Genomic DNA, 19837 nt, shown 5'->3' on the forward strand with positions numbered 1-19837 from the left:
TGCTGTCAAGCGGTAATTTTCAGAAGTTTTCGAAGATTTCTTCAACAACTTCAACCACTTGCGCTTGCGATCTCTCGTAAGCGGGAGGCGAATTCTACAGAATCCACCAAGGGCGTCAAGCGCCTAAACCAAAAAAATGGAGATTTCCTTCCAGTTCGCCGTCCCTCTATATAGAAGAACAAACCAGACGTATCAAAAAGCGGTAGTTTCCGGCCCCATGAGCTGAATACCTCCCCTCTTTTCGGGAGAGATGATGGCCAGGCAAGGGAGCGAAGGTCTTGTGTATGGCGAACGCCAATAACATGAAGCGCAGAAGATGGTGTCCCAGGGCCGGTTCGAACGGCCAACCTTCCCCTTAGGAGGGTCAATTTAGACCCAACAGGTACAGCCACAAGCCCATGATTACTGGGCCTTTTAGTCCCATTGAGTCCGTGAATATCGAGCGGTATAGTGCTTTTTGCTGCCACCCTGCTGTCACGGTCGAACCCTTGAAAACCAAAATCACTCAGAAGCTTATTGGCAGCCTAGCCGCCGAGGCGAAAGCATACCGCGTGCATGACACCGCGCAACCCGGTTTCTTTATTCGCGTACTGCCCAGCGGTCATAAGTCCTACATGGTCACGTGGGGCCGAAACAAGAACGCCACCCTTGGGCGTGTCGGCGTGCTTACTCTTGACCTAGCCCGAACCGAGGCCGCCCAGTACTTAGCCGATGCCCACGCCCACGGCGAGCCCCTGGCCATCGCCCAGGGCCGTAAGGGGTCAGCCCTGCCCTCACTGCGCGATTTCATCGACGACACCTATATGCCGTGGTTTAAGGCTCATCACAAAGGCCACGAGAAGACGCAGCACACCCTCAGCAATAACTTCGACCCAATCATGTCCCAGCGCCTGGACGCGATCACCGGACGAGACCTGGAGCAGATCCGCACCGGATGGATGCAGGCCGGCAACAAGGCCTCGACGGTGAATCGAAAAATGGGCTCGATCAGTGGTGTTTTCAGTCGTGCCGTTGAGTGGGAGTACATCGACACACACCCGCTTGCCAAGCTGAAACAGCTCAAAGTCGATTCAAAGGGGGTGATTCGCTACCTGGCTGCCGACGAGACCAAGCGCCTACATGAGGCCTTGGACGCTCGACAGGATGAAATGAGGGTCGAGCGTGAGAGTGCGAACACTTGGCGGACAGACCGCAACAAAGAGCCGATGCCAAGCCTCCTGCAACTGCCCTTCACCGATCACCTGAAGCCAATGGTGTTGATATCGTTGAATACCGGCATGAGGCGCGGAGAGCTGTTCGACTTGGAATGGTCAGCGGTGAACTTCAACACGAAGACAATCACAGTCGCCGGGGCCACCACCAAAACAAGCGATACGCGCCACATCCCGATGAACAAGGAGACTATTGGTGTGCTGGAAGCCTGGAAGAAGCAGGTGAGCAAGTCGACGTATGTCTTCCCAGGTCAGGGCGGCGGTCGATTTGAGGACATCAAAAGCGCCTGGCTCAAGTTGCTTGAGCGGGCGCAGATCGACGGATTCCGCTGGCACGATATGCGTCACGACTTTGCGTCACGCCTGGTAATGGCCGGCGTACCGCTCAACACGGTACGGGATCTACTGGGGCACGCCGATATCAAAATGACGCTGCGCTACGCGCACTTGGCGCCAGGCACCAAGGCCGCCGCGGTAGAGCTGATTTAGAGAGGCGGCTCAAAGGGCACGATGGTGCGGCTTTCTTTGTTTTCCTCAACGTGAGCCAGCAAATCAGGCCACCAAATTCGGACGCTATGCTTGTCAATGTATCCAACCCCTGGAACATCCCAAAACTGAGCGTTTTCTTCGATGCCATCGGTTAGAAAGACTTTGGACGCTTTAATCGTTTCCCAAATCCGCTGCTCCTCGTAAGTAATCAGAGAAGGAAGGTGGGTGCATAGGTGGATAAAGCGCTCACTTTCATCTGTCGACCATATTTCGCTCACTGCGCTCAGCAGAGACATAGGCCATGGCTCGCCCGCCGATACGACCGGGGCGTCTAAATCAAAAGCGATTTCCTCGATCGCAGCTTCCACCACGCCGGTGATGGACTGTCGTCGAATGCGAGAGATGAGCTCGATCATCAGCTTAACCTTGGGGTCGAGACGTAAAGTCAAGGTCTCTGTCTTCCGTGCGCCCTGGTTGGGCTTGTTCTTAGCCATCTCATCTGCACTCATCAATTTACGCATAAATCGAATCGTACCTTTTGCGTCCGCCGAAGTCCATGCGTTCACAATCAGCTTATGATTGCAGTTGACTACATGCAAATACCGCAATAGGATTCTCACATTGCCCAATCACTCTCGATGGGCATTTGGAGAATCCTATGGAACAAGCACCTCAAAAAATGGCGCCGCTGTCGTTGAGCGTCGAGGAATCTGCCCGAATCTTGGGCATCTCTCGCTCCGCCACATACGAGCTTATCGCCCAAGGCGAAATCAAGACTTTCAAGATCGGGCGCCGGCGCCTGGCTTTGGCATCCGAGCTGAAGGCGTTCGTCGAGCGCGCAGCAAAGGTCGGCGCACGGTGAAGTGCGAAAAGAATAAGGAGTGGGGATTGCGCAGGACTGCGCGGGAGATTGCCAAGGCGGTGCTAGAACACCGCCTTAGCGAAAACACACTGGATAGCACCAACGTGAAGGGCAAACTATGACACGCCATTCTTCAACTGAGCAAGACCGCAAGATGATGGAGGCCCTGCGAAACGGGCCGGTATCGACCATCGAGGCCGCAAAGGACCTGGATATTGTCCAGCCACCAAACACCATTCGCCGACTCAGGAAAAAGGGTCACGAAATCCGCACCTACTGGACGCATCAGTCCACTGAGCCAGGCCGGCCGCCACACCGCGTTGCCAAGTACATCCTGATGCGCGAAGCGTCGTAATCCGGAGACCACAAAGGACGCCGCTAAATTGCGGCGTCCTTTGTGCCTGCCTGCGAGCTGCTGGCGGGCTTCGGCCCGTTGTTTATCCAGCCGAATTACGCGGAGGTCGATTCAGTGGAATGCCTAGCCACAAAACTACTTAGCCGCGGTGACGCGGTGAGCATTGAGCTTGGGCAGCTCGTCATTCAACCGGCGAGCGGCAAGCCTGTACCGCCTGAGTGGATGAACGCCAATGCGCGGGAGATCTGCCGATCGGTATTGGTTGCGGCAGGCATTGACGCCTACGAGTACGTGGGACACCGCACTGGTCACTACGGGAAGCGCAGAGCTGCAGGTTTGACTCTAATTTTCGCATCGGTGATCACAGGTGAACCCGCATACGCCATCTTCAACGTGGACCTGGCTAGAAAGCGGACCACGGCGGGCGGCAAGGCCGGTGATCCTCTTCCTGCTGGCGAGTTCCGTGTGGGTGAGCGGAGCCACTTCTACAAGTTCTGGCTGGCCATGGGTTTGCAGATGCCAGATCGGATGCAGCGGTTCCACAAATGCATGGGCAAGCTATCCAGTTTCTTGCTGGCGGGCAGCGTAACCAATGAGCGCCTTGACGTGCAGTCAATCCGACACGTGACCATCGATGCTGATCAAGCGCGGTCGGCGATTTTAGGGCACAAGGAGGGCACAAGGAGGGCACAACTCCAGGGCACAAGGAACCTGCTACAGAGCACGATCTACAAGGGTTTCAGCCGAATTCAACTACGTGCGTTGAAAACCACGGAAACAAGGTAATAAGGGAGGACGGTAACAAGGTACGTCCTCACTCCCCCATACACACACCTAAGCCACCACAGGACCAGAGTGTTGATGAGTGGTTGGAGGCATACAGCTCGACCTGACCACCTTGCTGAGAATTCACCCGCCGCCCACAAATGAAAAAGGGCACCACCCTGTTTCGGGGTAGTGCCCTCGATGCTGCAAAGGTTTCGTTGCTTACCTGCCCTACTCCAACATCACCGCGCGGTATTGCTGATCGCCGCCCAGGTCATCCGAGCCGAACAGAGCCTGATTGACGGCCTTCCTACTCTCAAGCAGAAGGTCATGCTCATCATGACTGCCAATGTCCGCCGCAACCCACTCAGGGAGCTCCTGACGCCGCCGCATCTCACTTAGGTGCGTCCACCACCGGGTAGCGTGGCGACGCTCTGCCAGGATGAGTTCAACCACTAAGGTTCGTTGATTGTCGGTGAAGATAGGCAGGCGTAAGACGCTAGAGTCTTCCGCCTCCATGCCTACCGAGCCCTCTCCGTCAAATTCGGACTTATCTTGGCCTTTAAGAGTGTTACTGGTACTTTGGTAAAGTTGCATGACGTGTGCCTCTAAGCTTCGTCGTGTGATCGCCAGGCCGCTGTTGACGCAGCGGCTTGGCACCTCTTTTGAGATGGCCCAAATCAGGACCATCGATTCAATCGGCTACGGCTTAAGCCGATCGACATACGGGATTTCCCCGTATCTACTGCTTACTCTTCTCGCTGATCCAGCCTGCCGCCCAACTCAAGGGGTCTTTCGACTCCATCGGCTCAAGTGGCTTCCCATCGCGTGCCGCCTGCTTGCCTTCCTGCTCCGTCTCTGTGTGAATCCACACCGTGGTGTTCTTGTAGCCCCCTGCTTTCTGACGCTCCTTGAATGCTCGCTGGCGCAACGTGTTCGGGCTTTCGGGTTTGTCTGCCATCTGAATTCCTCATTACCGGTAACGTGAATCATACCGTCACGGCATTACCGGTAACGCAATGGGGTGTGCAAAATAATTGCATCCCCCAAATCTGGGGTATCTGCACGGCCGAGATAACACGGGTTCGCGTGGCCTCTACTGAAATCCCGGTAGTTTTGCGAGGGAGTCGTAAAAGGGTTCCGCTCCCACAATCAACACCAGCTAGGAAATTCAGCGCTATTGCTAATACACAGGAAGGCAAGCGAGTATCGATGCAGAAAAATCGCCAAGACGGAAAGGGAATTGAACATGACGAGGCTTTTGGAAAAACGGTTCGGCGAACTTGAGGTGCAACTCGAAGCTATCGAGGCGACCAAGCGGATGGAGCAAGGCGCTCTGAGCGGATCCCCATACCCGCACATTAACGCCGACCTAATTCTCAACTGGACTGTCAAAGCGAAGTCGCTTTTATCAAATGCGTGTGGCGAAAAATCGTATCATTTGTCCGCTTTCGTCGAAGCAGAGAGGCCGCGCCCCTACTCAAACAATTTCGAAACGCTTCAGCGCGTTAAGGCCGTCTTTCTGGCAGCCAAAGAAGATTATGAAGGTGGCTACCTCAACAGCGTTCGCAACCTGGTGCAGGCAGAAGTGTTCACCAGCGAACTGGAGCAAGCCGAGGAGCTGCTCAAATCTGGGTATGCAACAGCTGCAGCGGTCATTGCAGGAGTTGTGCTTGAGACGACCCTGCGCGATCTATGTACAGCGCACGGGATAGAGCACGGCAGCCTCAACAAAATGAATGACGATCTGGCTAGAGCGAACGCTTACAACGCCACTCAGAAAAAACGAATCACGGCCTTGGCAGGAACTCGCAACAGCGCGGCTCATGGCAAGCCGGAAGAATTTACGGCTGCAGAGGTGAAGGGGATGATTGACGACGTTGAGAGATTCTTGGCTATGGCCCTGCAATGAGCTCTCGGACGGCATGGGCGTTATAATCTCAGCTGCCTGATCACCTGGCGCGGATCGGCGCCGGCGGATATTGCTGAGATAGCGTCCTTGGTCAACTGGTCCAGGGCCTGCTGTTCGAACGCCTCGGCCATAGGTGCAGCCTTGCGCACGATCAGCAGCGCCAGTTCGGGCGGGAATGTGGTCTTGGATGGGTCGGGCAGGTAATCGCAATCGATGACTGACATAGGGGCTCCGGAGATGTCCTGACTTCTCAGGGTATCTCGACGCCGTGCCAGGTGAAAACCCTACATACACGCGAAAAGGCAGTGAATTATCTCACTGTGTGACGATTTGGTCTCACTGGGACATCGAAAATTTCGCGAATTGCCTTGAAAGCCATTTGCCATCCTCATACCGTGGCTCGAGTCAGGGACGCCCCTGTCGCAAATTGATGAGTCAGACCAAACGGTCCGACTCGGACGAAATGGACTGTCTCAAACAGAGCAACAATTTAGCAGCGTAATCTGAACGCTTTATCGATATCGCCTGGAGGGCAAATGAAAGGACTCTTTCCACAATATGACCAAAACAACTCGGCTGACTATGCTGACATTTGGAAACATGCAATTTTTGTTTTTGACACTAACGTTCTCCTTAACCTGTACAGATACCAAACCAGTACATGCGAAGAACTCTTAACTGTCCTAGCGCAGTTATCCGAACGCATTTGGATACCACACCACGTAGCACTAGAATTTCAACGTAACCGCTTAAAAGTTATTGCTGGCCAAGGAAAGCGATTTTCTGAAATCCGAAATATCATTGACCTATCAAAAACAACTCTTTCGAAAGAGATTGAAAAACTTAGACTGCACAAAAGGCACGCATTGATCAATCCAGATCCTCTTATAAATGGATTTGAAACACTTACTGAAAACTTTTTAAGCGAACTGAATAAATTACAGCAAGCGCAACAAACCCTTACATCTCCAGACCCACTGAAAGAACGAATTGAAACATTATTCAATGAAAAAGTCGGAGCTGCATACACATCCCAACAAGACATTGACAACTTAAACAAAGAAGCAGAGAACAGGTATAAACTGAAAATCCCTCCTGGCTATAAAGATGAAGGAAAGGACAAAGACGGACCTGACGATTTCATACATGAAGGAATAATATATAAGAGAAAATATGGCGATTATATCGTCTGGAGCCAAATTTTAAAAAAAGCAGAAACTTATGCATCCAAAAAGCTAATCTTTGTAACTGACGACTCCAAAGAAGACTGGTGGTCGCAGATTGATTTCGAAGGAATCAAAACAACTGGTCCTCGCCCAGAGCTAATTGATGAAGCAATAAGAATCGGAAAGCTCGAGTCATTTTTAATGTATAAACCTGAAGGATTCTTACAGTATGCAAAAGAATTCCTAAAAGTAAAAATTTCCGAAGATGCTTTAAACGAAGTAAGAGAGGTCTCTTCAGAAAACAAAGCTTTTCTCGCACGAAGGCTGCGCATTCTTGAAAGCAAAAAAGACGTATCCGTAATCATTCAAAACTGGTTAACAAATAGACATAGCATCCTAGAGATACACGACGATGGCTTTTTTGACGCCATAGGAATAGATAATCACGAGCGCAACGCTTATGATATAAGATTCACAAGTAGCATAGACTCAGAAAGGGTGGAGAAAATTATAAACCAATCTCTCCGCATGCGAGACGCCTCAAACTTTACCAAGATTTCAATTTTATTCGTAACCGACTCAGCAGAAGAGGCTGAAATCCTATTAAGCACGATAAAATCAATAAAGGCAGATATCAACACCAATAAAATAAATATAATAGTCTCCTTCTACGAACCTCCATCTGACAAAATTCAAATATTCATTGAGGCGCCGCTCAAAGACCTCGTTGTAAATACCTCTTCAGATTTAGAACCCGGTGCGACACCGCCCCTGTAGCGATTGCCGACAAACTCTTCAGTTAGGGCAAAGACCGCATTTCAGTATATTCTGCAAAAATGCGGTCTTTGTTTAAATTTTGGTGCTAAACCCTGAGTCGCCTCTACGTGTAAAAATCCGCGTATGATTTAGCAATCAACACGGTCAGGCCCCCTCAGATCGGAGATATTCTCTGACTCCAGGTCAAACTACCAATTCTGGTAATTTCGATTGTTTCGAGACAGTCGGGATGTTCTGTCTCGGCTCAGATAATCGGTTTGATCAACGAGGAAGTAGAAAGTCCGGCATGGTCTCCGGTTGCTGATTGAAGATATGGGATACAAATTTTTCCCGAAACGCCGCCTCCAAAGCGGCGGAAAAGCTCTTAACGTTTGCAGTAATCTGTTCCCTCCGCAAGAAGCCTCTCCAGTGCAGTCGATCGTCACTCGGCGACTCCCAACCCAGCAACTGAACTAAAGCCTTATGAGCGAACTGTATACCTTCTTTCCCTGCAACAAATCGCAGGTGAATATGGGTGTCGGTATGCTCCTCTTGCGACTCTAAATTCCAAGCGGTAATCAGCGATTGGACTTCACCATCTACGTCTTTGCGGCGGTTGCCGTCACGATCGGTGAAAACCACGTCGTCAATTGTCATCATCCATTGCTCCGTGCTGCCGTCCTCGGTCTGCACCGTATTGACTAGCTTGTCTTTGCGGAATCGAAGATGCAAGCCAACACCGACGCCAAACCTATACGCAACATCGCCAGCTAGAACACCGAGAAGATTTTCCCGCATGGCCGAACTAAGCGTGATGTTGAAATTCGTTTTGGCCTTCGTCATATGGCGCACTTCGAATAGCATCCAGACGCTATGGAATTTCCAAGCAACCAACAAAGGCATCGCCATCAGATCTGCATAGTTCTGCAAACGTTTTAGGTAGTCGGGCGTGAAAGAAAGGACATTGGCCTTTTTCGACTTCACTTCAATCAGGATGGGAGATTGGTTGGCCTGAGTCGAGAACCTGGCTATAAGATCAGGCACCTGATATTCCTGCTTTGAGGCGACCGGCACCTGCTGCTGGTCAAGTTTGTGCATTAGCTGGCATTTTCCCAGCCATGCGCAGACTACTGAGAACTCGTCCTCTGCCGGCAGACCAATATCGAGGCGTCGGACCCCTTCGGCGACAGACGCAGCGTCTGCATCCCACCCCAGTTCTGCCACCACATCCTGAATTAGTCTGGCCCCATCCACTGGCATTGGTTTCTTATCGTCTATCGGCATCGCATCGTGCTCAGTAATAGAAAATGAAAAGATAATAGCTGCAGGTGAGATAACAATTCGGACTTTTCGGCGAGGTATACCACTGCATTCCACTGCTTCGCAACCGACCTGACAGCAGGCTGGAACAGGTGTTGCGATGACAGGAACACCCGATTGAACTGACTAGGATTGCTCGGTAGTTACGCCGCGGCATCAGATATCCGTGCCACGTTTTCACATCTCGCAAAACGTGGCGCGGATACCTGAGATACCAAAATGGTAGGTCAGCCCTCCCTGCTCCATCCTCAATCTGAGTTCGGACTGAGCTGAAATCCCAGCCCTGTATCACTTTGCCTACCCTCGATTTACTGCAACAAAAACACCCTCTCCAATCCCGTCAAAATCAACTATTTCAGTCCCATTCAATCCCGTTATGTGTAGCACATTAGGTTTACCTAAAAAGCACTGGATAAATGATCAGATCATGCCTAATGTGAGTTTTTGAGCCACTCAAAAACCATTCGAGGCAGCACCTATGAACACAGCTAAGCCCGCCCGAGGACGCCAGCACAAACCAACTCGCTCCGAAGTTGCTGCCGCCTGGGGCCGCCTTCGCGAAGCCGCAGCAGACGGAAGCGTTCAAGCATCCGCCCTGCTGATAGCGCTCGCTGAAAACAAACCGGTCATCGCTATGGAATCGCCCACCGCATGACTGATCGCGATAAAGCCGGCAAATGGAAGCCGGGGCAGTCAGGTAATCCCGGTGGTCGCTCTGGCCAAACGCAGGAGCTGCGCGCCCGGCTCGCAGAAGGTGCGGACGCCGTGACAAAAAAGGTTCTGACAGCAGCCAAGAAGGGCGATATGCAGGCTTGCCGACTGATCCTTGAACGCCTGGTGCCGCCAATCAAGCCAACTGCCGAGACAGTGTGCTTCGAGCTCGACGATACCGACCTACCCAGCGCAGCCAAATCAATCCTACGCGCAGTTGCCGCCGGCGAGCTACCGCCCGACCAGGGCAAAGCATTAATCGAAGGGCTGGGCGCTGTTGCCCGGGTTATCGAAGTTGCAGAGCTACAGAAGGCCGTCGAAGAACTCCGCGAACAGATGGAGGGAATGCGGCAATGAGCATTAAGTGGATGCGGGCCGAGCTCAAGCGAATTGCAGAGAAGATCGGCACCGAAGACGAAGAGACAGTGCTCGTTATGTTGACGGTGGTGGACTGCAGGGTTGACGCGGTTGAGGAGGAGATGGACTACCCCAAGACAGTAGGCCATTCGTTCAACTATCCCGTCCTGGGCGTACAGACGGTGATGCACTTCCCACTCTGCACCATGAACAGCTATGACGCGGCCAATCTAGCAGAGGCGTTCATTCTCCACGTCCGCGCAATTGAAAGCCTCCGCCGTCCCGCTCCAGTAGGTGTGATGGATATGCGGCCATTCCCAAGCGCTAGCGCTTGGATCTTCCCGCCATTGGCTGATGGGCAAGACATCAAAGACCACGTCGCAGAACAGTACCAACTGATCATCGAGGCCCGCCATGAACATCCGTAGCCAGGTGGCCAAGCTGCGTCAGCAATCCGGGCTCACTCAATTCAATCGTGACGTGCGAGAGATCAGCGCCCTTATGGATGAGTTGCACCTAGCAGCAGCCGGCGGTGGCACCCGACAAAACGTTTCCCTACTCGAGATCCTGAGCGAAGCCTCAGACCAAAACCGGCCGAACCACGGCCAAACAATCAAAAGGTAACTCAATGAAAATCGGCAAACGATCCGTCCTCAAAGTTGGCTTGGCCAACCTCCATTACTCCGAATACGAGCACTCCCAGGTAGAGGCAAGAACCTTCAATATTCAGCGCCCCGATGGCACCAAAGGAACCTGGCAGGCCGGTGGCTTGCTGAAGTCGGTTCGCCATTTGCAGGGCTTGTCGCTAGAGGCGTTCAAGGACCTCGGAGAAGAAATCCTCTCGATTCGCGAGAACAAGGACCTCAACGCCGCTGCCATTGAGCGCAAGGGCAAAGAACAGATTGATGGAATCATCCCCGCCCTGATGCCTGCGATGGAGAAGGCGGCAAAAGATATGCTCACGTTGGCCCAAACAGTGGCCAGCGGCTTTGCAGCGGTCACGCCACGCGCTAGCTCGGACGTTGTTGGTTTCCTGGCCGACCAGGAGCTACGAGCCATTGTGCGTAGCCTCAAGCCGGAAGAGCGCCAGCGATTAGTCGCTGAAGCGCGCGCAGGCAGTCACCCTGATGTTGTAGAGGCGGTGCTAAGGGCAAACCCAATGCTCTCCGGACTATCACCAGAGGCGGCTGACAGTCTTTCGCGCGCAGGTATTGCCGCGTCCCGCGCCGAAGACATTGAAGGGCTCAAGCAGATGCTAGCGATCTACGATGACGTGCTGGCCACCGCCTCCAATGCCGGTGTCGCACTGAGCGGTATGGTCGCCAATTCGAATGGGTACACCGGTCGGTTCGAGAAGTGGAGGTCGGGCTGCGAAGGCTCCGAGGCGCTTCGGGAATGGCTGGCGAAAATGCCCACTCGCAGCTCCGCGAAAGCGTCTCCTGATCAATCCGAAGCGGGCTAACTACCCATTCGCCTTGGGCTTCCAACCCCTTCGCCCAATCCATAGGAGGCCGCATGGCCGCTACAGCAATCGAATACGCCCCGCTCACCACCATCAAACTGTACGGGCAGCTACGGCAGTTCGGTAAGTCCTACCAGTTCTCCGTCCGAACGCCGGCCGAGGCCATCAAAGCACTGTCAGTGCAGATCCCTGGGTTTGAAAGGTTTCTGTCTAACGCGAAGTCTCGCGGGCTTGTATTCGCGGTCTTTCGAGGCAAGAAAAATATCGGTGAGGGCGAGCTTGGGTTTCAAGGCAAAGGCGACATCATCATTGCCCCTGTAATCGTAGGCAGCAAACGCTCGGGAGTTCTGCAAACCGTCATCGGCGCCGTGCTGATCGCAGCGTCATTCTTCACGTTCTGGGCGCCTCCAGTATCAGCCGGCCTGTTTGCATCTGGCGTGGGCATGGTCGCAGGCGGCGTCATTCAAATGCTCAGCCCCCAGGCTGGCGGCCTGAAGACCAGCGCCGCTCCAGAAAATACGCCTGGCTACGCCTTCGGCAGCGCGAAGAACACCACGGCATCCGGAAACCCGGTACCGCTGTGTTACGGCAAGCGGCGGGTAGGAGGCGCGATCATCAGTGCCGCGATCTACGCCGAAGACCAGATGTAGGCCAAAACGCCCTACGCCTTGGGCGGCACTAATAACACCGCGGCCAGCGGCGAGCCAATACCAATCTGCATCGGTAAGCGCCGCTGGGGGGGGATGATAATCTCGACTCTGATCCACACTAAGGATCAAGCTTGAAAACCTCATCTATGTTCAGGAGGCGGTACCAAAAATCACCTTTTCCGCAACAAACCTAACGATCGGCAAATATTCCTCGATGATACTTTCAGAGTCTGTTAATGGTATGTGGCAGTCTTCACGCTTGTAACGATCTGTTGAGTGGACAATTGCGTTTCTGACTTGCTTGAGAACTTTTGCCGTATTCGCCAACGCATGCGACTTATTAATAACAGCGTCCTTCTGCCCAAACAAAGTACGTGATTTCGTGTAGACTTTGTCGCCACACTTCTCCTCAAAAGTTGTTATAAACTCGACTAAATCCTCTTCAGAAATATATCGCGCAAGCACGTTACGAAGCATTTCCGTCTCATCATTACGCGAATCATGCCCTCGAATTGCAGATATAACCTTATCTAGATTATTCCGAGTTGCGCGAAATTTGGTCTCATTCAGTATAGATGCCAAGCGATCATGAACCACCAGCTCTGAGACCTTAAGGAATTGATATTCCAAAACATGATAAAACGCTAGGAAACTTTGACTCGGAAAAGGACTCGCTTTAGCAAGCTTGTAATAATTTACAACAGTCTCATCATAATCCGCCTCCGACAGGCACTCGTCATCGACCACATCCCCCCAGAATATCGAGCGATTTCGCTTCTTCTTAGGCTTCCAGACCACCATGCAATCATTTTGCTCAACGGCGAGTTTGAAAAGTGCTCGCTCAATGACTCGTAGCGCTACAGCGCTCAAGCTTGGCTGTATCTTTCTACCTTTTGCAGAATAAGTAACTGTTTGAGGCATAAACAACAGCTGCTTCACCGTACGCCGCTTTATTCTGCTCGCAAGTCGACGTTTAATCCTTATCTCAAAAAACCTCTCATATTCTTTTGAGATAAAAAAGGCCACAGCAAATATTGAAGAGCAATCACCAACAGTAACGGTATTTTGCCCCTTATCCTTCAGTGTATACGACTCATTATATAAGCCAGCAGTAGCTAGACGCGAAACTTGCATCTCCACAGAATTATTTAAAACCAGCAGCCTAGACTCAGAATCGTAGTTAACACTTCGCGCAGTAACAAATGCCTTATAACTGGCCTCCCACTCATCACTCACGGTGACTACAGTTACAAAGCCATCCTCAGCGGTGACCGTGATACTACTGCCTTCAAATTCGCAATTTAATCCTAGTTCCACAAAACGATTTTTAACCACTTCGACGAACGTCATGCCAGCTCCCTGATTACAAAAACAAGCGTTTTCCAAATACCCACGCAACGCAAACGATAGCCAAACGCCATACTTATACGAGAAAAACGCTGGTTAGATACGTATTTTTTTGCGTATGCCTATCCAGATACAGGCTTATTTTGCCTTTTTCGGGCTTTCCGCTTGATAAGTAACACCCAAAGTGTGACAGTGTTAGTAGAACGCCCTAACTGATACAGGCACCCATCATGTTCATCCGCGCATACCTCCGAGCCTCCACCGACGAACAAGACGCCGGCCGTGCCCGGGCTTCGCTCGAGCAGTTCGCCAGCGACCATAACAACGTAATAGCAAGCGTGTACCTGGAGAACGCCAGCGGCGCCACCGCCGACCGGCCCGAGCTGCTGCGCCTGCTGAAGGATGCCCGCAAGGGTGACGTGTTGCTGGTGGAGTCGATAGACCGCCTCTCCCGCTTGCCGGTGGAGGATTGGCAAAAGCTGAAGGCCGCTATTGACTCCAAGGGCCTGCGCATCGTCGCGCTCGACCTGCCGACCAGCCACCAGGGAATGCAGGACACTAAGGGCGACGAGTTCACCGGTCGGATGCTGGGGGCCATCAACTCAATGCTGGTGGAAATGATGGCCGCCATTGCGCGCAAGGATTACGAACAGCGCCGGCAGCGTCAGGCCCAAGGCATTGAAAAGGCCAGGGCTGCCGGAAAATACCAAGGTAGGCCCATCGACTTAGATCTGCATGGGCGCGTTAGAGAGTTGCTTAACGCCGGATTGGGGATTCGAGCAACCGCACGACACGCCGACTGCTCGACAACGACAGTTTTAAGAATCCGCGATCAAAACTAGGCCTTGGCTTCCTCTACTGGAGATGGGTCGTTCGACGCAACTTTAGGGGGCTCGATCTTTCCTTTTCGCTCAAGGGAGGACGCCGCCAAGTCTGTGACTTTTTGCATAAAGCCAGGAACGCTTTTGGCAGCGTCCTTGATGATTCCAGACGACAGAAACTCATGCCATGGGCTACCGAAACTGTCGGTTTCTACAAGCCTGAGTGGCTGCTCATCAAACCTAGACAGCGCAGACTTCAGGAGCTGCTTTTCCAGATCTGGATCAATCTTCGCAGCTTCCCGACGATAACCTTCATAAGCACGAGAAATGGATGCTTTGAATGCATAATCTTCAGAAAGCCGGAAGCGCTGTCCAATTTGCTTCGTTGACAGCCATGCAAACCATACCGGCGCACCCACAGAAAGCACCGCTAGCACCAGGTTAACGGTGATCGAAAAGCCACTCGCTGACGAGTCACCGATCATTCGTCCAAGCCGCTCCACTTGAATTGACCCGAAAAAGCTCCCAGCCCCCAGAGCGACAACAAGCCCAAACACCCAGCCCCACATTGAAAAATCTAATGCGCGGGATCGCTCAGTGAACGCAGCCGCAAGCCCCGTACTTGTGGCAGAAGCATAAGCCTGCTCACAAAGCTCAGTGACATTCCGGGCATCTTCAGCGGCTTTTGATATTGTGACCTCTAACTCTTCAATCCGTTTTTTGGCAGCTTCGATAGCTGCCTTGTCGGAATCGGCGCCTTTAACAACGATGTCGACCCGCTGCCTAGCCTCCTTCAGCAACTGAAGATCGGCAGGTAATTCCTCGGCTGCACTATTGGCGTTTTCGATACGCGCTACCTGCTGATCTAAGTCCAACGACCTCTCAGCTAAATCGCCAACACGCGCCTCGATAGCTCGAACCTTCTTAAGCGACTGCTGAATACTCTTCGATAGGTCGTGCTCGCTCAGAAGGATCGGCTCAAGAGCCTGCTCCAAGCCTTCTAACGTCAAAACATAGGCAGGCACCGCCTGAGAAGCGTTGTCCCACATATTCGGGACAGTTGCTTTCCTGAGGTACTGCAGGCGTTTAGGGTAGCTCGCAAGGTCCTCTTCATAAGATCCAAGAAAATCGCCCCCCCTATCAGTGATAAGGCGTTCGAGCCGGTGCGCCTTGCTCATTAGCTCAGTGCCAGTGAGACCAGGAAAGGACCAGTTCGACTGGAATGTTGAAAGGGGCTCGTCACTTGGAAATTGATCGGCAATCTCCTGCGCTAGCAACTCAAGCTCACTACTTAATTCTTCTAACAACGGGTGCATTTTGCCTCCTGCATATATGCGTGAACCATAAACGTAAAAGCCCCGCGCAAGGAGTTGCGCGAGGCTCTAATCGGATCGTTGCACCCGCCATGCACCCACGGATCAAAAACAGAAGTGTTGTGGGAGTGCTAAATCATTGAATTATATGGTGTCCCAGGGCCGGTTCGAACGGCCAACCTTCCCCTTAGGAGGGGGATGCTCTATCCAATTGAGCTACTGGGACATGTCGCGATCGTCGGGCCAAAGGCTCAGCGACGGACGGCGTGCATGTTAACGGCCACGGTAAAGTTTGTCATGTCATCCGTTGGCTTTTTGATCGTAGGCCAATCCTGCAAGCATATACGTGGCGCCGCACTACATTCGCTCGCCCCGCCCCATCGTGCAGATTGCATCCCAGCAAATTGCCATCATTGCAAATTGCAATGCACCACAACCTCGACTGACCCGCAAGCCATTGTTTATATTGAACTAATAGGTTGGCACGAGAGCTGCAATAGTTCTTCTACTAACCCGATTTGATACAGGCATACGGAGAAGAAATCATGAACAGCGCCCTTTTGCTCGGCCTCAACGCATTGGCACTGGCCGCGCTGGCAACCTTTCACTTCCAGCCTGCCGATTTCCAAGACACTGCTCAGATCAATCAACCCGTCCCCCACCATCTGCAGCAACGTCCACAGTTGGCGGTCATGACTGCCAATGCCCAATCGCCCATTCGCTTGGCCCAAGGCACCCAAGAAGCCCCAGCATCCGAACACTGGGTATTTTGAGAGCGCTACTCATGTCCAAATCCGCATGGTTATTTCTTTGCCTGACGCTTCTCACCGCTCTACTGGGTTTGAGTAACGATATGCGGGAAAGCGCGACCCTCGCATTTATCGCCAGCGCTGTGTTCGGCTGCCTGCTGATCGTGTCGCTCGCCATTGGTCGTCGTATCAAATTCGACCCCGTGCTGCGCTAGCCCTCCCCGCCTCAAACCCTGCCCTACCTTACGTCGCCCTGCGCTAGTAAAACAGCAAACTGCCACTACCCTCGTAGATGAGGGCAAAAGGCCATATTGCTTCTGGCGCGAGCTCTTCAACCCGATGCGGGATAAGGTTTGCGCGAAGATCAGGAATGTCCGATCCGAGCAAAAACTTTTCCAACCAGTCCGCAAAAATGCAAATCAGTGCTGGCATAAAGCCTGTAGGCGGTTCAATATTTGTCACAGAATTGACGCCAAGGAAATGTCAAATCTGAGGCATGATGCGGCCTCTTTGCAATTCGGGTTGAACTTTGGTCGTGAGCCTTGTCTTAACACACATCCTTGCGGCCAATTCCAGAAACCGCTCCCCTGAACTAACCGGTTAAATATATGCGCCCATTGAAACAGGCAATTTATTCCAGCCGTACGGCTGACAAGTTCGTCGTACGTCTGCCAGACGGAATGCGGGAACGCATTGCCGATGTGGCCCGCAATCATCATCGCAGCATGAACTCGGAAATCATCGCTCGCCTGGAACAGAGCCTTATTCAGGAAGGTGCTTTGGGTGAAGAGCTAAGCATGCGCCTGGACAGTCCGGAGCTGTCACTGCACGAACGCGAACTGCTGCAGCGTTTTCGTCAGCTTTCCCACCGCCAGCAAAATGCTCTCGTTTCGCTGATCGCGCACGACGTAGAGGCGGCCGCAGAAGCTAATTGATTTACACTTGAAAGCCGAAGCCAGCTATATGCTGGCTTTTTTTTGTGTGGGATTTGAGCAAGGGAGGCGAGGGCAGAATTGCCCTCGCAGGGAAGGTCAGAGCAGGAAGATGGTGGCCAAGCCCAGGAAGATGAAAAAGCCCCCACTGTCGGTCATGGCCGTAATCATCACGCTGGCCCCCATCGCAGGATCGCGCCCCAAACGCGCCAAGGTCATGGGAATCAGAACCCCCATCAAGGCAGCCAACAATAAATTGAGAGTCATGGCAGCGGTCATCACCACGCCCAACGACCAACTGCCATATAGCAAGTAAGCCACCACCCCTATCACTCCGCCCCATACCAGGCCATTGATAAGGCCCACCGCCAATTCCTTGCGCAACAGACGCGAAGAGTTTGCGGTACTGACCTGATCCAAGGCCATGGCACGTACGATCATGGTGATAGTCTGGTTACCGGAATTGCCGCCGATGCCAGCCACTATCGGCATCAAAGCTGCCAAGGCCACCAACTTTTCGATGGAGCCTTCAAACAGACCGATCACGCGGGACGCGATAAACGCGGTAATCAAATTGACGGCCAGCCACGCCCAGCGGTTATGCAACGAACGCCAGACTGACGCAAAAATGTCTTCCTCTTCACGCAAACCTGCCATGTTGAGGACTTCGGTTTCACTCTCTTCGCGAATCAAGTCGACGATTTCATCGATTGTCAGACGGCCGATCAGCTTGCCGTTCTTGTCGACCACCGGAGCCGAGATCAAGTCGTAACGCTCAAAAGCCTGGGCCGCGTCGTAGGCATCTTCATCCGGATGAAAGCTCACGGTATCGCTGGCCATCAGGTCAGCAACCCTCTTCTCCGGATCATTTACCAGCAGGCGCTTGATGGGCAATACGCCCTTGAGGATGCCTTCGTAGTCGACCACAAACAGCTTGTCGGTGTGGCCAGGCAGCTCTTTGAGACGACGCAGGTAGCGCAACACCACTTCCAGGCTGACATCCTCGCGGATGGTGACCATCTCGAAGTCCATCAGCGCGCCGACCTGGTCTTCATCATAAGACAGTGCCGAACGCACACGCTCACGCTGCTGAGTGTCCAACGCCTCCATCAGCTCATGAACAACATCACGCGGCAATTCAGGCGCCAGGTCGGCCAGTTCGTCCGCGTCCATCTCCTTGGCCGCAGCCAGGAGCTCATGATCGTCCATGTCGGCAATCAGGGTTTCGCGAACCGAATCGGATACTTCGAGGAGAATGTCGCCGTCGCGATCAGCCTTGACCAGTTGCCAGAGCGTCAGCCGATCATCCAACGGCAAGGCTTCGAGGATGTAAGCGACGTCGGCGGAGTGCAGGTCATCCAGCTTACGTTGCAACTCGACAAGATTTTGCCGGTGAACCAGGTTTTCGACGCGGTCATGGTGCGGACCTTCCTGGCGGTGCGTGAGGTCTTCGACCACGCGCTGGCGCTGCAGCAGCTCGATAACTTGAGCCAGACGATCCTGCAGGCTTTCTTGTGTTTTCTTTACTTCTACTTCGGTCATAGGCGAACTCCACCCCCAGCAGCGGAGCGCGCCGGAAGGATCAATCAGTCAATTCATGATTGGTAAAGCGGGGTACTGAGTAACTACTGGGTAAGTCCATGGAGGCAGTCCATAAGCCCCGGCGGGGCTGACCGGCGCATGATACACCGACCAACCGCTTTTAACGTCAAAAAACTGGAAAGAACAAGCGCTTGCAAGCCAAAGTTGAGTATTGGCTGCATCCATGAACTGCGACGACACAGCCGGAAGGGAAAACACACGGAAAATCGAAAAAGGCCTGCGCCAGGATAAAACCTACACAAACCCCAGACGGCAAAAAGCCCGCACTAGGCGGGCTTTTTGTTTGTATGGTGCACTCGACAGGATTCGAACCTGTGACCGCTCGGTTCGTAGCCGAGTACTCTATCCAGCTGAGCTACGAGTGCAGATTGTGCTTTTTAGACCAGATCACAACTGGTTGGAGCCAAGTCACCTGCATTACTGCAACCAACTCTTAAATGGTGCACTCGACAGGATTCGAACCTGTGACCGCTCGGTTCGTAGCCGAGTACTCTATCCAGCTGAGCTACGAGTGCATTTGTTGCCGCGCATTATAGGCCGTTCAATCTCTATGTAAAGCTATTTTTTCGAGTATTTTCAACAACTTACCGAAAAAACCAGATTGCAACGTACTAAGCAAATAATGGCGGAGAACGGGGGATTCGAACCCCCGACACCCTTTTGAGGTGTACTCCCTTAGCAGGGGAGCGCCTTCGGCCACTCGGCCAGCTCTCCGCAACACGGGGCGTATATTAACCACGTTCCTCCCCGTTTGCAAACATAAAAAACGATAAAAATTAAAGGCTTGGTTCTTCGTCCTTCTCTTTCTTGATCCGCAGGTAGATTTCCTCGCGATGGACCGCTACCTCTTTCGGAGCGTTAACCCCGATACGCACTTGATTGCCTTTGACGCCGAGCACGGTCACGGTGATTTCGCCATCACCGATAATCAGGCTTTCTGCGCAACGACGAGTCAGAATCAACATACCTTTCACCTCACGCAATTCATTTCAGGAACAACAGTCTGCAAAAAAAAGGCATTGGACCTACAACCAGACGGCCATAGCCCTACCGCCTA

Annotated in this window: 24 protein-coding genes and 4 tRNA genes; 15 read left to right on the forward strand and 13 right to left on the reverse strand. The window is 52.7% G+C overall.

Annotation, left to right across the window (positions count from 1 at the left end; genetic code table 11):
* The first annotated feature begins 488 nt into the window (after nucleotides 1–488).
* A complete protein-coding gene (locus tag BFP96_RS10850) occupies nucleotides 489–1700 on the forward strand; it encodes a site-specific integrase (RefSeq protein WP_065936202.1) in 1212 nt (403 codons plus the stop codon).
* On the opposite strand, the gene BFP96_RS10855 is transcribed toward BFP96_RS10850, so the two are convergent.
* Nucleotides 1697–2221, reverse strand: a complete 525-nt coding sequence (locus BFP96_RS10855) for a hypothetical protein (protein WP_065936200.1) — start codon at nucleotides 2219–2221, stop codon at nucleotides 1697–1699. The two genes, BFP96_RS10850 and BFP96_RS10855, sit on opposite strands and share 4 nt — an antisense overlap.
* 137 nt (nucleotides 2222–2358) lie before the next feature.
* Between BFP96_RS10855 and BFP96_RS10860 the strand changes: the two genes are divergently transcribed.
* The 3 genes from BFP96_RS10860 (at nucleotide 2359) to BFP96_RS10870 (ending at nucleotide 3703) form a co-directional block, all read left to right on the forward strand.
* A complete protein-coding gene (locus BFP96_RS10860) occupies nucleotides 2359–2562 on the forward strand; it encodes a helix-turn-helix domain-containing protein (RefSeq protein ID WP_065936199.1) in 204 nt (67 codons plus the stop codon).
* Nucleotides 2563–2680: 118 nt separating this feature from the next.
* Nucleotides 2681–2917, forward strand: a complete 237-nt coding sequence (locus BFP96_RS10865) for a helix-turn-helix domain-containing protein (RefSeq protein ID WP_026067396.1) — start codon at nucleotides 2681–2683, stop codon at nucleotides 2915–2917.
* 42 nt (nucleotides 2918–2959) lie between these two features.
* Nucleotides 2960–3703: a hypothetical protein gene (locus tag BFP96_RS10870; protein WP_256548930.1), complete on the forward strand. Its 744-nt coding sequence runs from the start codon at nucleotides 2960–2962 to the stop codon at nucleotides 3701–3703.
* Nucleotides 3704–3913: 210 nt separating this feature from the next.
* Here BFP96_RS10870 and BFP96_RS31220 read toward each other — a convergent pair whose 3' ends face one another.
* Entirely contained in the window at nucleotides 3914–4279 is a 366-nt protein-coding gene (locus BFP96_RS31220; protein ID WP_256548929.1) for a hypothetical protein, read from the reverse strand.
* Between the two features lie 145 nt (nucleotides 4280–4424).
* A complete protein-coding gene (locus BFP96_RS10880) occupies nucleotides 4425–4643 on the reverse strand; it encodes a hypothetical protein (protein ID WP_065936198.1) in 219 nt (72 codons plus the stop codon).
* 288 nt (nucleotides 4644–4931) lie between these two features.
* Here BFP96_RS10880 and BFP96_RS10885 point away from each other — a divergent pair, with 288 nt between their 5' ends.
* Entirely contained in the window at nucleotides 4932–5594 is a 663-nt protein-coding gene (locus BFP96_RS10885) for a DUF4145 domain-containing protein (protein WP_065936197.1), read from the forward strand.
* Nucleotides 5595–5614: 20 nt separating this feature from the next.
* On the opposite strand, the gene BFP96_RS10890 is transcribed toward BFP96_RS10885, so the two are convergent.
* Nucleotides 5615–5818 (reverse strand): hypothetical protein, encoded by a 204-nt coding sequence (locus BFP96_RS10890; RefSeq protein ID WP_065936196.1) that lies wholly within the window; start codon nucleotides 5816–5818, stop codon nucleotides 5615–5617.
* 312 nt (nucleotides 5819–6130) lie between these two features.
* Here BFP96_RS10890 and BFP96_RS10895 point away from each other — a divergent pair, with 312 nt between their 5' ends.
* Nucleotides 6131–7537 carry a PIN-like domain-containing protein gene (locus tag BFP96_RS10895; protein WP_065936195.1) on the forward strand — a complete coding sequence of 469 codons (1407 nt, stop codon included), beginning with the start codon at nucleotides 6131–6133 and terminating at the stop codon, nucleotides 7535–7537.
* 261 nt (nucleotides 7538–7798) lie between these two features.
* Here the strand turns inward: BFP96_RS10895 and BFP96_RS10900 are convergent, their stop codons facing one another.
* Entirely contained in the window at nucleotides 7799–8800 is a 1002-nt protein-coding gene (locus tag BFP96_RS10900) for a restriction endonuclease (protein WP_065936194.1), read from the reverse strand.
* Nucleotides 8801–9487: 687 nt separating this feature from the next.
* Between BFP96_RS10900 and BFP96_RS10905 the strand changes: the two genes are divergently transcribed.
* The 5 genes from BFP96_RS10905 to BFP96_RS10925 are packed head-to-tail and all read left to right on the forward strand — an operon-like array spanning nucleotide 9488 to nucleotide 12016.
* On the forward strand, nucleotides 9488–9904 hold the full coding sequence (locus tag BFP96_RS10905) for a DUF5681 domain-containing protein (protein ID WP_017138405.1): 417 nt from the start codon (nucleotides 9488–9490) through the stop codon (nucleotides 9902–9904).
* On the forward strand, nucleotides 9901–10332 hold the full coding sequence (locus tag BFP96_RS10910) for a hypothetical protein (protein ID WP_065936193.1): 432 nt from the start codon (nucleotides 9901–9903) through the stop codon (nucleotides 10330–10332). Before BFP96_RS10905 ends, BFP96_RS10910 begins: the two co-directional genes overlap by 4 nt.
* Nucleotides 10319–10528: a hypothetical protein gene (locus BFP96_RS10915; RefSeq protein WP_139113388.1), complete on the forward strand. Its 210-nt coding sequence runs from the start codon at nucleotides 10319–10321 to the stop codon at nucleotides 10526–10528. The genes BFP96_RS10910 and BFP96_RS10915 overlap by 14 nt, the downstream gene beginning before the upstream one ends.
* Nucleotides 10529–10532: 4 nt before the next feature.
* Nucleotides 10533–11366, forward strand: a complete 834-nt coding sequence (locus tag BFP96_RS10920; RefSeq protein ID WP_065936192.1) for a hypothetical protein — start codon at nucleotides 10533–10535, stop codon at nucleotides 11364–11366.
* A gap of 53 nt (nucleotides 11367–11419) precedes the next feature.
* Nucleotides 11420–12016: a tail assembly protein gene (locus BFP96_RS10925; RefSeq protein ID WP_065936191.1), complete on the forward strand. Its 597-nt coding sequence runs from the start codon at nucleotides 11420–11422 to the stop codon at nucleotides 12014–12016.
* Between the two features lie 150 nt (nucleotides 12017–12166).
* On the opposite strand, the gene BFP96_RS10930 is transcribed toward BFP96_RS10925, so the two are convergent.
* Nucleotides 12167–13366, reverse strand: coding sequence for a hypothetical protein (locus BFP96_RS10930; RefSeq protein ID WP_065936190.1), 1200 nt, complete (start codon nucleotides 13364–13366; stop codon nucleotides 12167–12169).
* 227 nt (nucleotides 13367–13593) lie between these two features.
* Here BFP96_RS10930 and BFP96_RS10935 point away from each other — a divergent pair, with 227 nt between their 5' ends.
* Nucleotides 13594–14205 (forward strand): recombinase family protein, encoded by a 612-nt coding sequence (locus BFP96_RS10935; RefSeq protein ID WP_065936189.1) that lies wholly within the window; start codon nucleotides 13594–13596, stop codon nucleotides 14203–14205.
* Here the strand turns inward: BFP96_RS10935 and BFP96_RS10940 are convergent.
* Together BFP96_RS10940 and BFP96_RS10945 are read right to left on the reverse strand one after the other, a co-directional pair.
* Nucleotides 14202–15500: a hypothetical protein gene (locus tag BFP96_RS10940; protein ID WP_065936188.1), complete on the reverse strand. Its 1299-nt coding sequence runs from the start codon at nucleotides 15498–15500 to the stop codon at nucleotides 14202–14204. The two genes, BFP96_RS10935 and BFP96_RS10940, sit on opposite strands and share 4 nt — an antisense overlap.
* A 146-nt stretch (nucleotides 15501–15646) precedes the next feature.
* Nucleotides 15647–15723, reverse strand: a tRNA-Arg gene (locus BFP96_RS10945).
* A gap of 319 nt (nucleotides 15724–16042) precedes the next feature.
* Between BFP96_RS10945 and BFP96_RS10950 the strand changes: the two genes are divergently transcribed.
* The 3 genes from BFP96_RS10950 (at nucleotide 16043) to BFP96_RS10960 (ending at nucleotide 17181) form a co-directional block, all read left to right on the forward strand.
* The gene (locus BFP96_RS10950) at nucleotides 16043–16270 is read left to right on the forward strand and encodes a hypothetical protein (protein WP_065895870.1); all 228 of its coding nucleotides are present in this window, start codon (nucleotides 16043–16045) and stop codon (nucleotides 16268–16270) included.
* An 11-nt stretch (nucleotides 16271–16281) separates the two neighbouring features.
* Nucleotides 16282–16461: a PA3371 family protein gene (locus BFP96_RS10955; RefSeq protein WP_065884436.1), complete on the forward strand. Its 180-nt coding sequence runs from the start codon at nucleotides 16282–16284 to the stop codon at nucleotides 16459–16461.
* A gap of 393 nt (nucleotides 16462–16854) precedes the next feature.
* The gene (locus BFP96_RS10960) at nucleotides 16855–17181 is read left to right on the forward strand and encodes an Arc family DNA-binding protein (protein ID WP_065884435.1); all 327 of its coding nucleotides are present in this window, start codon (nucleotides 16855–16857) and stop codon (nucleotides 17179–17181) included.
* A 96-nt stretch (nucleotides 17182–17277) separates the two neighbouring features.
* Here the strand turns inward: BFP96_RS10960 and mgtE are convergent, their stop codons facing one another.
* From mgtE to csrA, 5 genes are all read right to left on the reverse strand, one after another.
* Complete coding sequence (mgtE, locus tag BFP96_RS10965) at nucleotides 17278–18720, reverse strand: magnesium transporter (RefSeq protein WP_065892684.1); 1443 nt, start codon at nucleotides 18718–18720, stop codon at nucleotides 17278–17280.
* 348 nt (nucleotides 18721–19068) lie between these two features.
* Nucleotides 19069–19145, reverse strand: a tRNA-Arg gene (locus BFP96_RS10970).
* 73 nt (nucleotides 19146–19218) lie between these two features.
* A tRNA-Arg gene (locus tag BFP96_RS10975) sits at nucleotides 19219–19295 on the reverse strand.
* A 108-nt stretch (nucleotides 19296–19403) separates the two neighbouring features.
* Nucleotides 19404–19494 (reverse strand) — tRNA-Ser (locus BFP96_RS10980).
* 62 nt (nucleotides 19495–19556) lie between these two features.
* Complete coding sequence (csrA, locus tag BFP96_RS10985; protein WP_003175645.1) at nucleotides 19557–19745, reverse strand: carbon storage regulator CsrA; 189 nt, start codon at nucleotides 19743–19745, stop codon at nucleotides 19557–19559.
* Between the last annotated feature and the right edge of the window lie 92 nt (nucleotides 19746–19837).

Origin of the sequence: Pseudomonas sp. 34 E 7, assembly GCF_900005715.1 — a bacterium.
GTDB classification, from domain to species: domain Bacteria; phylum Pseudomonadota; class Gammaproteobacteria; order Pseudomonadales; family Pseudomonadaceae; genus Aquipseudomonas; species Aquipseudomonas orientalis_A.

Excerpts from the sequence above, each read along its gene's own strand:
- BFP96_RS10855 (WP_065936200.1), bottom strand. The coding sequence starts at position 2,221 with ATGCGTAAATTGATGAGTGCAGATGAGATGGCTAAGAACAAGCCCAAC.
- BFP96_RS10860 (WP_065936199.1), top strand. The coding sequence starts at position 2,359 with ATGGAACAAGCACCTCAAAAAATGGCGCCGCTGTCGTTGAGCGTCGAG.
- BFP96_RS10955 (WP_065884436.1), top strand. The coding sequence starts at position 16,282 with ATGTCCAAATCCGCATGGTTATTTCTTTGCCTGACGCTTCTCACCGCT.
- mgtE (WP_065892684.1), bottom strand. The coding sequence starts at position 18,720 with ATGACCGAAGTAGAAGTAAAGAAAACACAAGAAAGCCTGCAGGATCGT.
- BFP96_RS10890 (WP_065936196.1), bottom strand. The coding sequence starts at position 5,818 with ATGTCAGTCATCGATTGCGATTACCTGCCCGACCCATCCAAGACCACA.
- BFP96_RS10915 (WP_139113388.1), top strand. The coding sequence starts at position 10,319 with ATGAACATCCGTAGCCAGGTGGCCAAGCTGCGTCAGCAATCCGGGCTC.
- BFP96_RS10895 (WP_065936195.1), top strand. The coding sequence starts at position 6,131 with ATGAAAGGACTCTTTCCACAATATGACCAAAACAACTCGGCTGACTAT.
- BFP96_RS10885 (WP_065936197.1), top strand. The coding sequence starts at position 4,932 with ATGACGAGGCTTTTGGAAAAACGGTTCGGCGAACTTGAGGTGCAACTC.
- BFP96_RS10940 (WP_065936188.1), bottom strand. The coding sequence starts at position 15,500 with ATGCACCCGTTGTTAGAAGAATTAAGTAGTGAGCTTGAGTTGCTAGCG.
- BFP96_RS10930 (WP_065936190.1), bottom strand. The coding sequence starts at position 13,366 with ATGACGTTCGTCGAAGTGGTTAAAAATCGTTTTGTGGAACTAGGATTA.
- BFP96_RS10960 (WP_065884435.1), top strand. The coding sequence starts at position 16,855 with ATGCGCCCATTGAAACAGGCAATTTATTCCAGCCGTACGGCTGACAAG.
- BFP96_RS10925 (WP_065936191.1), top strand. The coding sequence starts at position 11,420 with ATGGCCGCTACAGCAATCGAATACGCCCCGCTCACCACCATCAAACTG.
- BFP96_RS10935 (WP_065936189.1), top strand. The coding sequence starts at position 13,594 with ATGTTCATCCGCGCATACCTCCGAGCCTCCACCGACGAACAAGACGCC.
- csrA (WP_003175645.1), bottom strand. The coding sequence starts at position 19,745 with ATGTTGATTCTGACTCGTCGTTGCGCAGAAAGCCTGATTATCGGTGAT.
- BFP96_RS10950 (WP_065895870.1), top strand. The coding sequence starts at position 16,043 with ATGAACAGCGCCCTTTTGCTCGGCCTCAACGCATTGGCACTGGCCGCG.
- BFP96_RS10905 (WP_017138405.1), top strand. The coding sequence starts at position 9,488 with ATGACTGATCGCGATAAAGCCGGCAAATGGAAGCCGGGGCAGTCAGGT.
- BFP96_RS10880 (WP_065936198.1), bottom strand. The coding sequence starts at position 4,643 with ATGGCAGACAAACCCGAAAGCCCGAACACGTTGCGCCAGCGAGCATTC.
- BFP96_RS10900 (WP_065936194.1), bottom strand. The coding sequence starts at position 8,800 with ATGCCGATAGACGATAAGAAACCAATGCCAGTGGATGGGGCCAGACTA.
- BFP96_RS10920 (WP_065936192.1), top strand. The coding sequence starts at position 10,533 with ATGAAAATCGGCAAACGATCCGTCCTCAAAGTTGGCTTGGCCAACCTC.
- BFP96_RS10910 (WP_065936193.1), top strand. The coding sequence starts at position 9,901 with ATGAGCATTAAGTGGATGCGGGCCGAGCTCAAGCGAATTGCAGAGAAG.
- BFP96_RS10865 (WP_026067396.1), top strand. The coding sequence starts at position 2,681 with ATGACACGCCATTCTTCAACTGAGCAAGACCGCAAGATGATGGAGGCC.
- BFP96_RS31220 (WP_256548929.1), bottom strand. The coding sequence starts at position 4,279 with ATGCAACTTTACCAAAGTACCAGTAACACTCTTAAAGGCCAAGATAAG.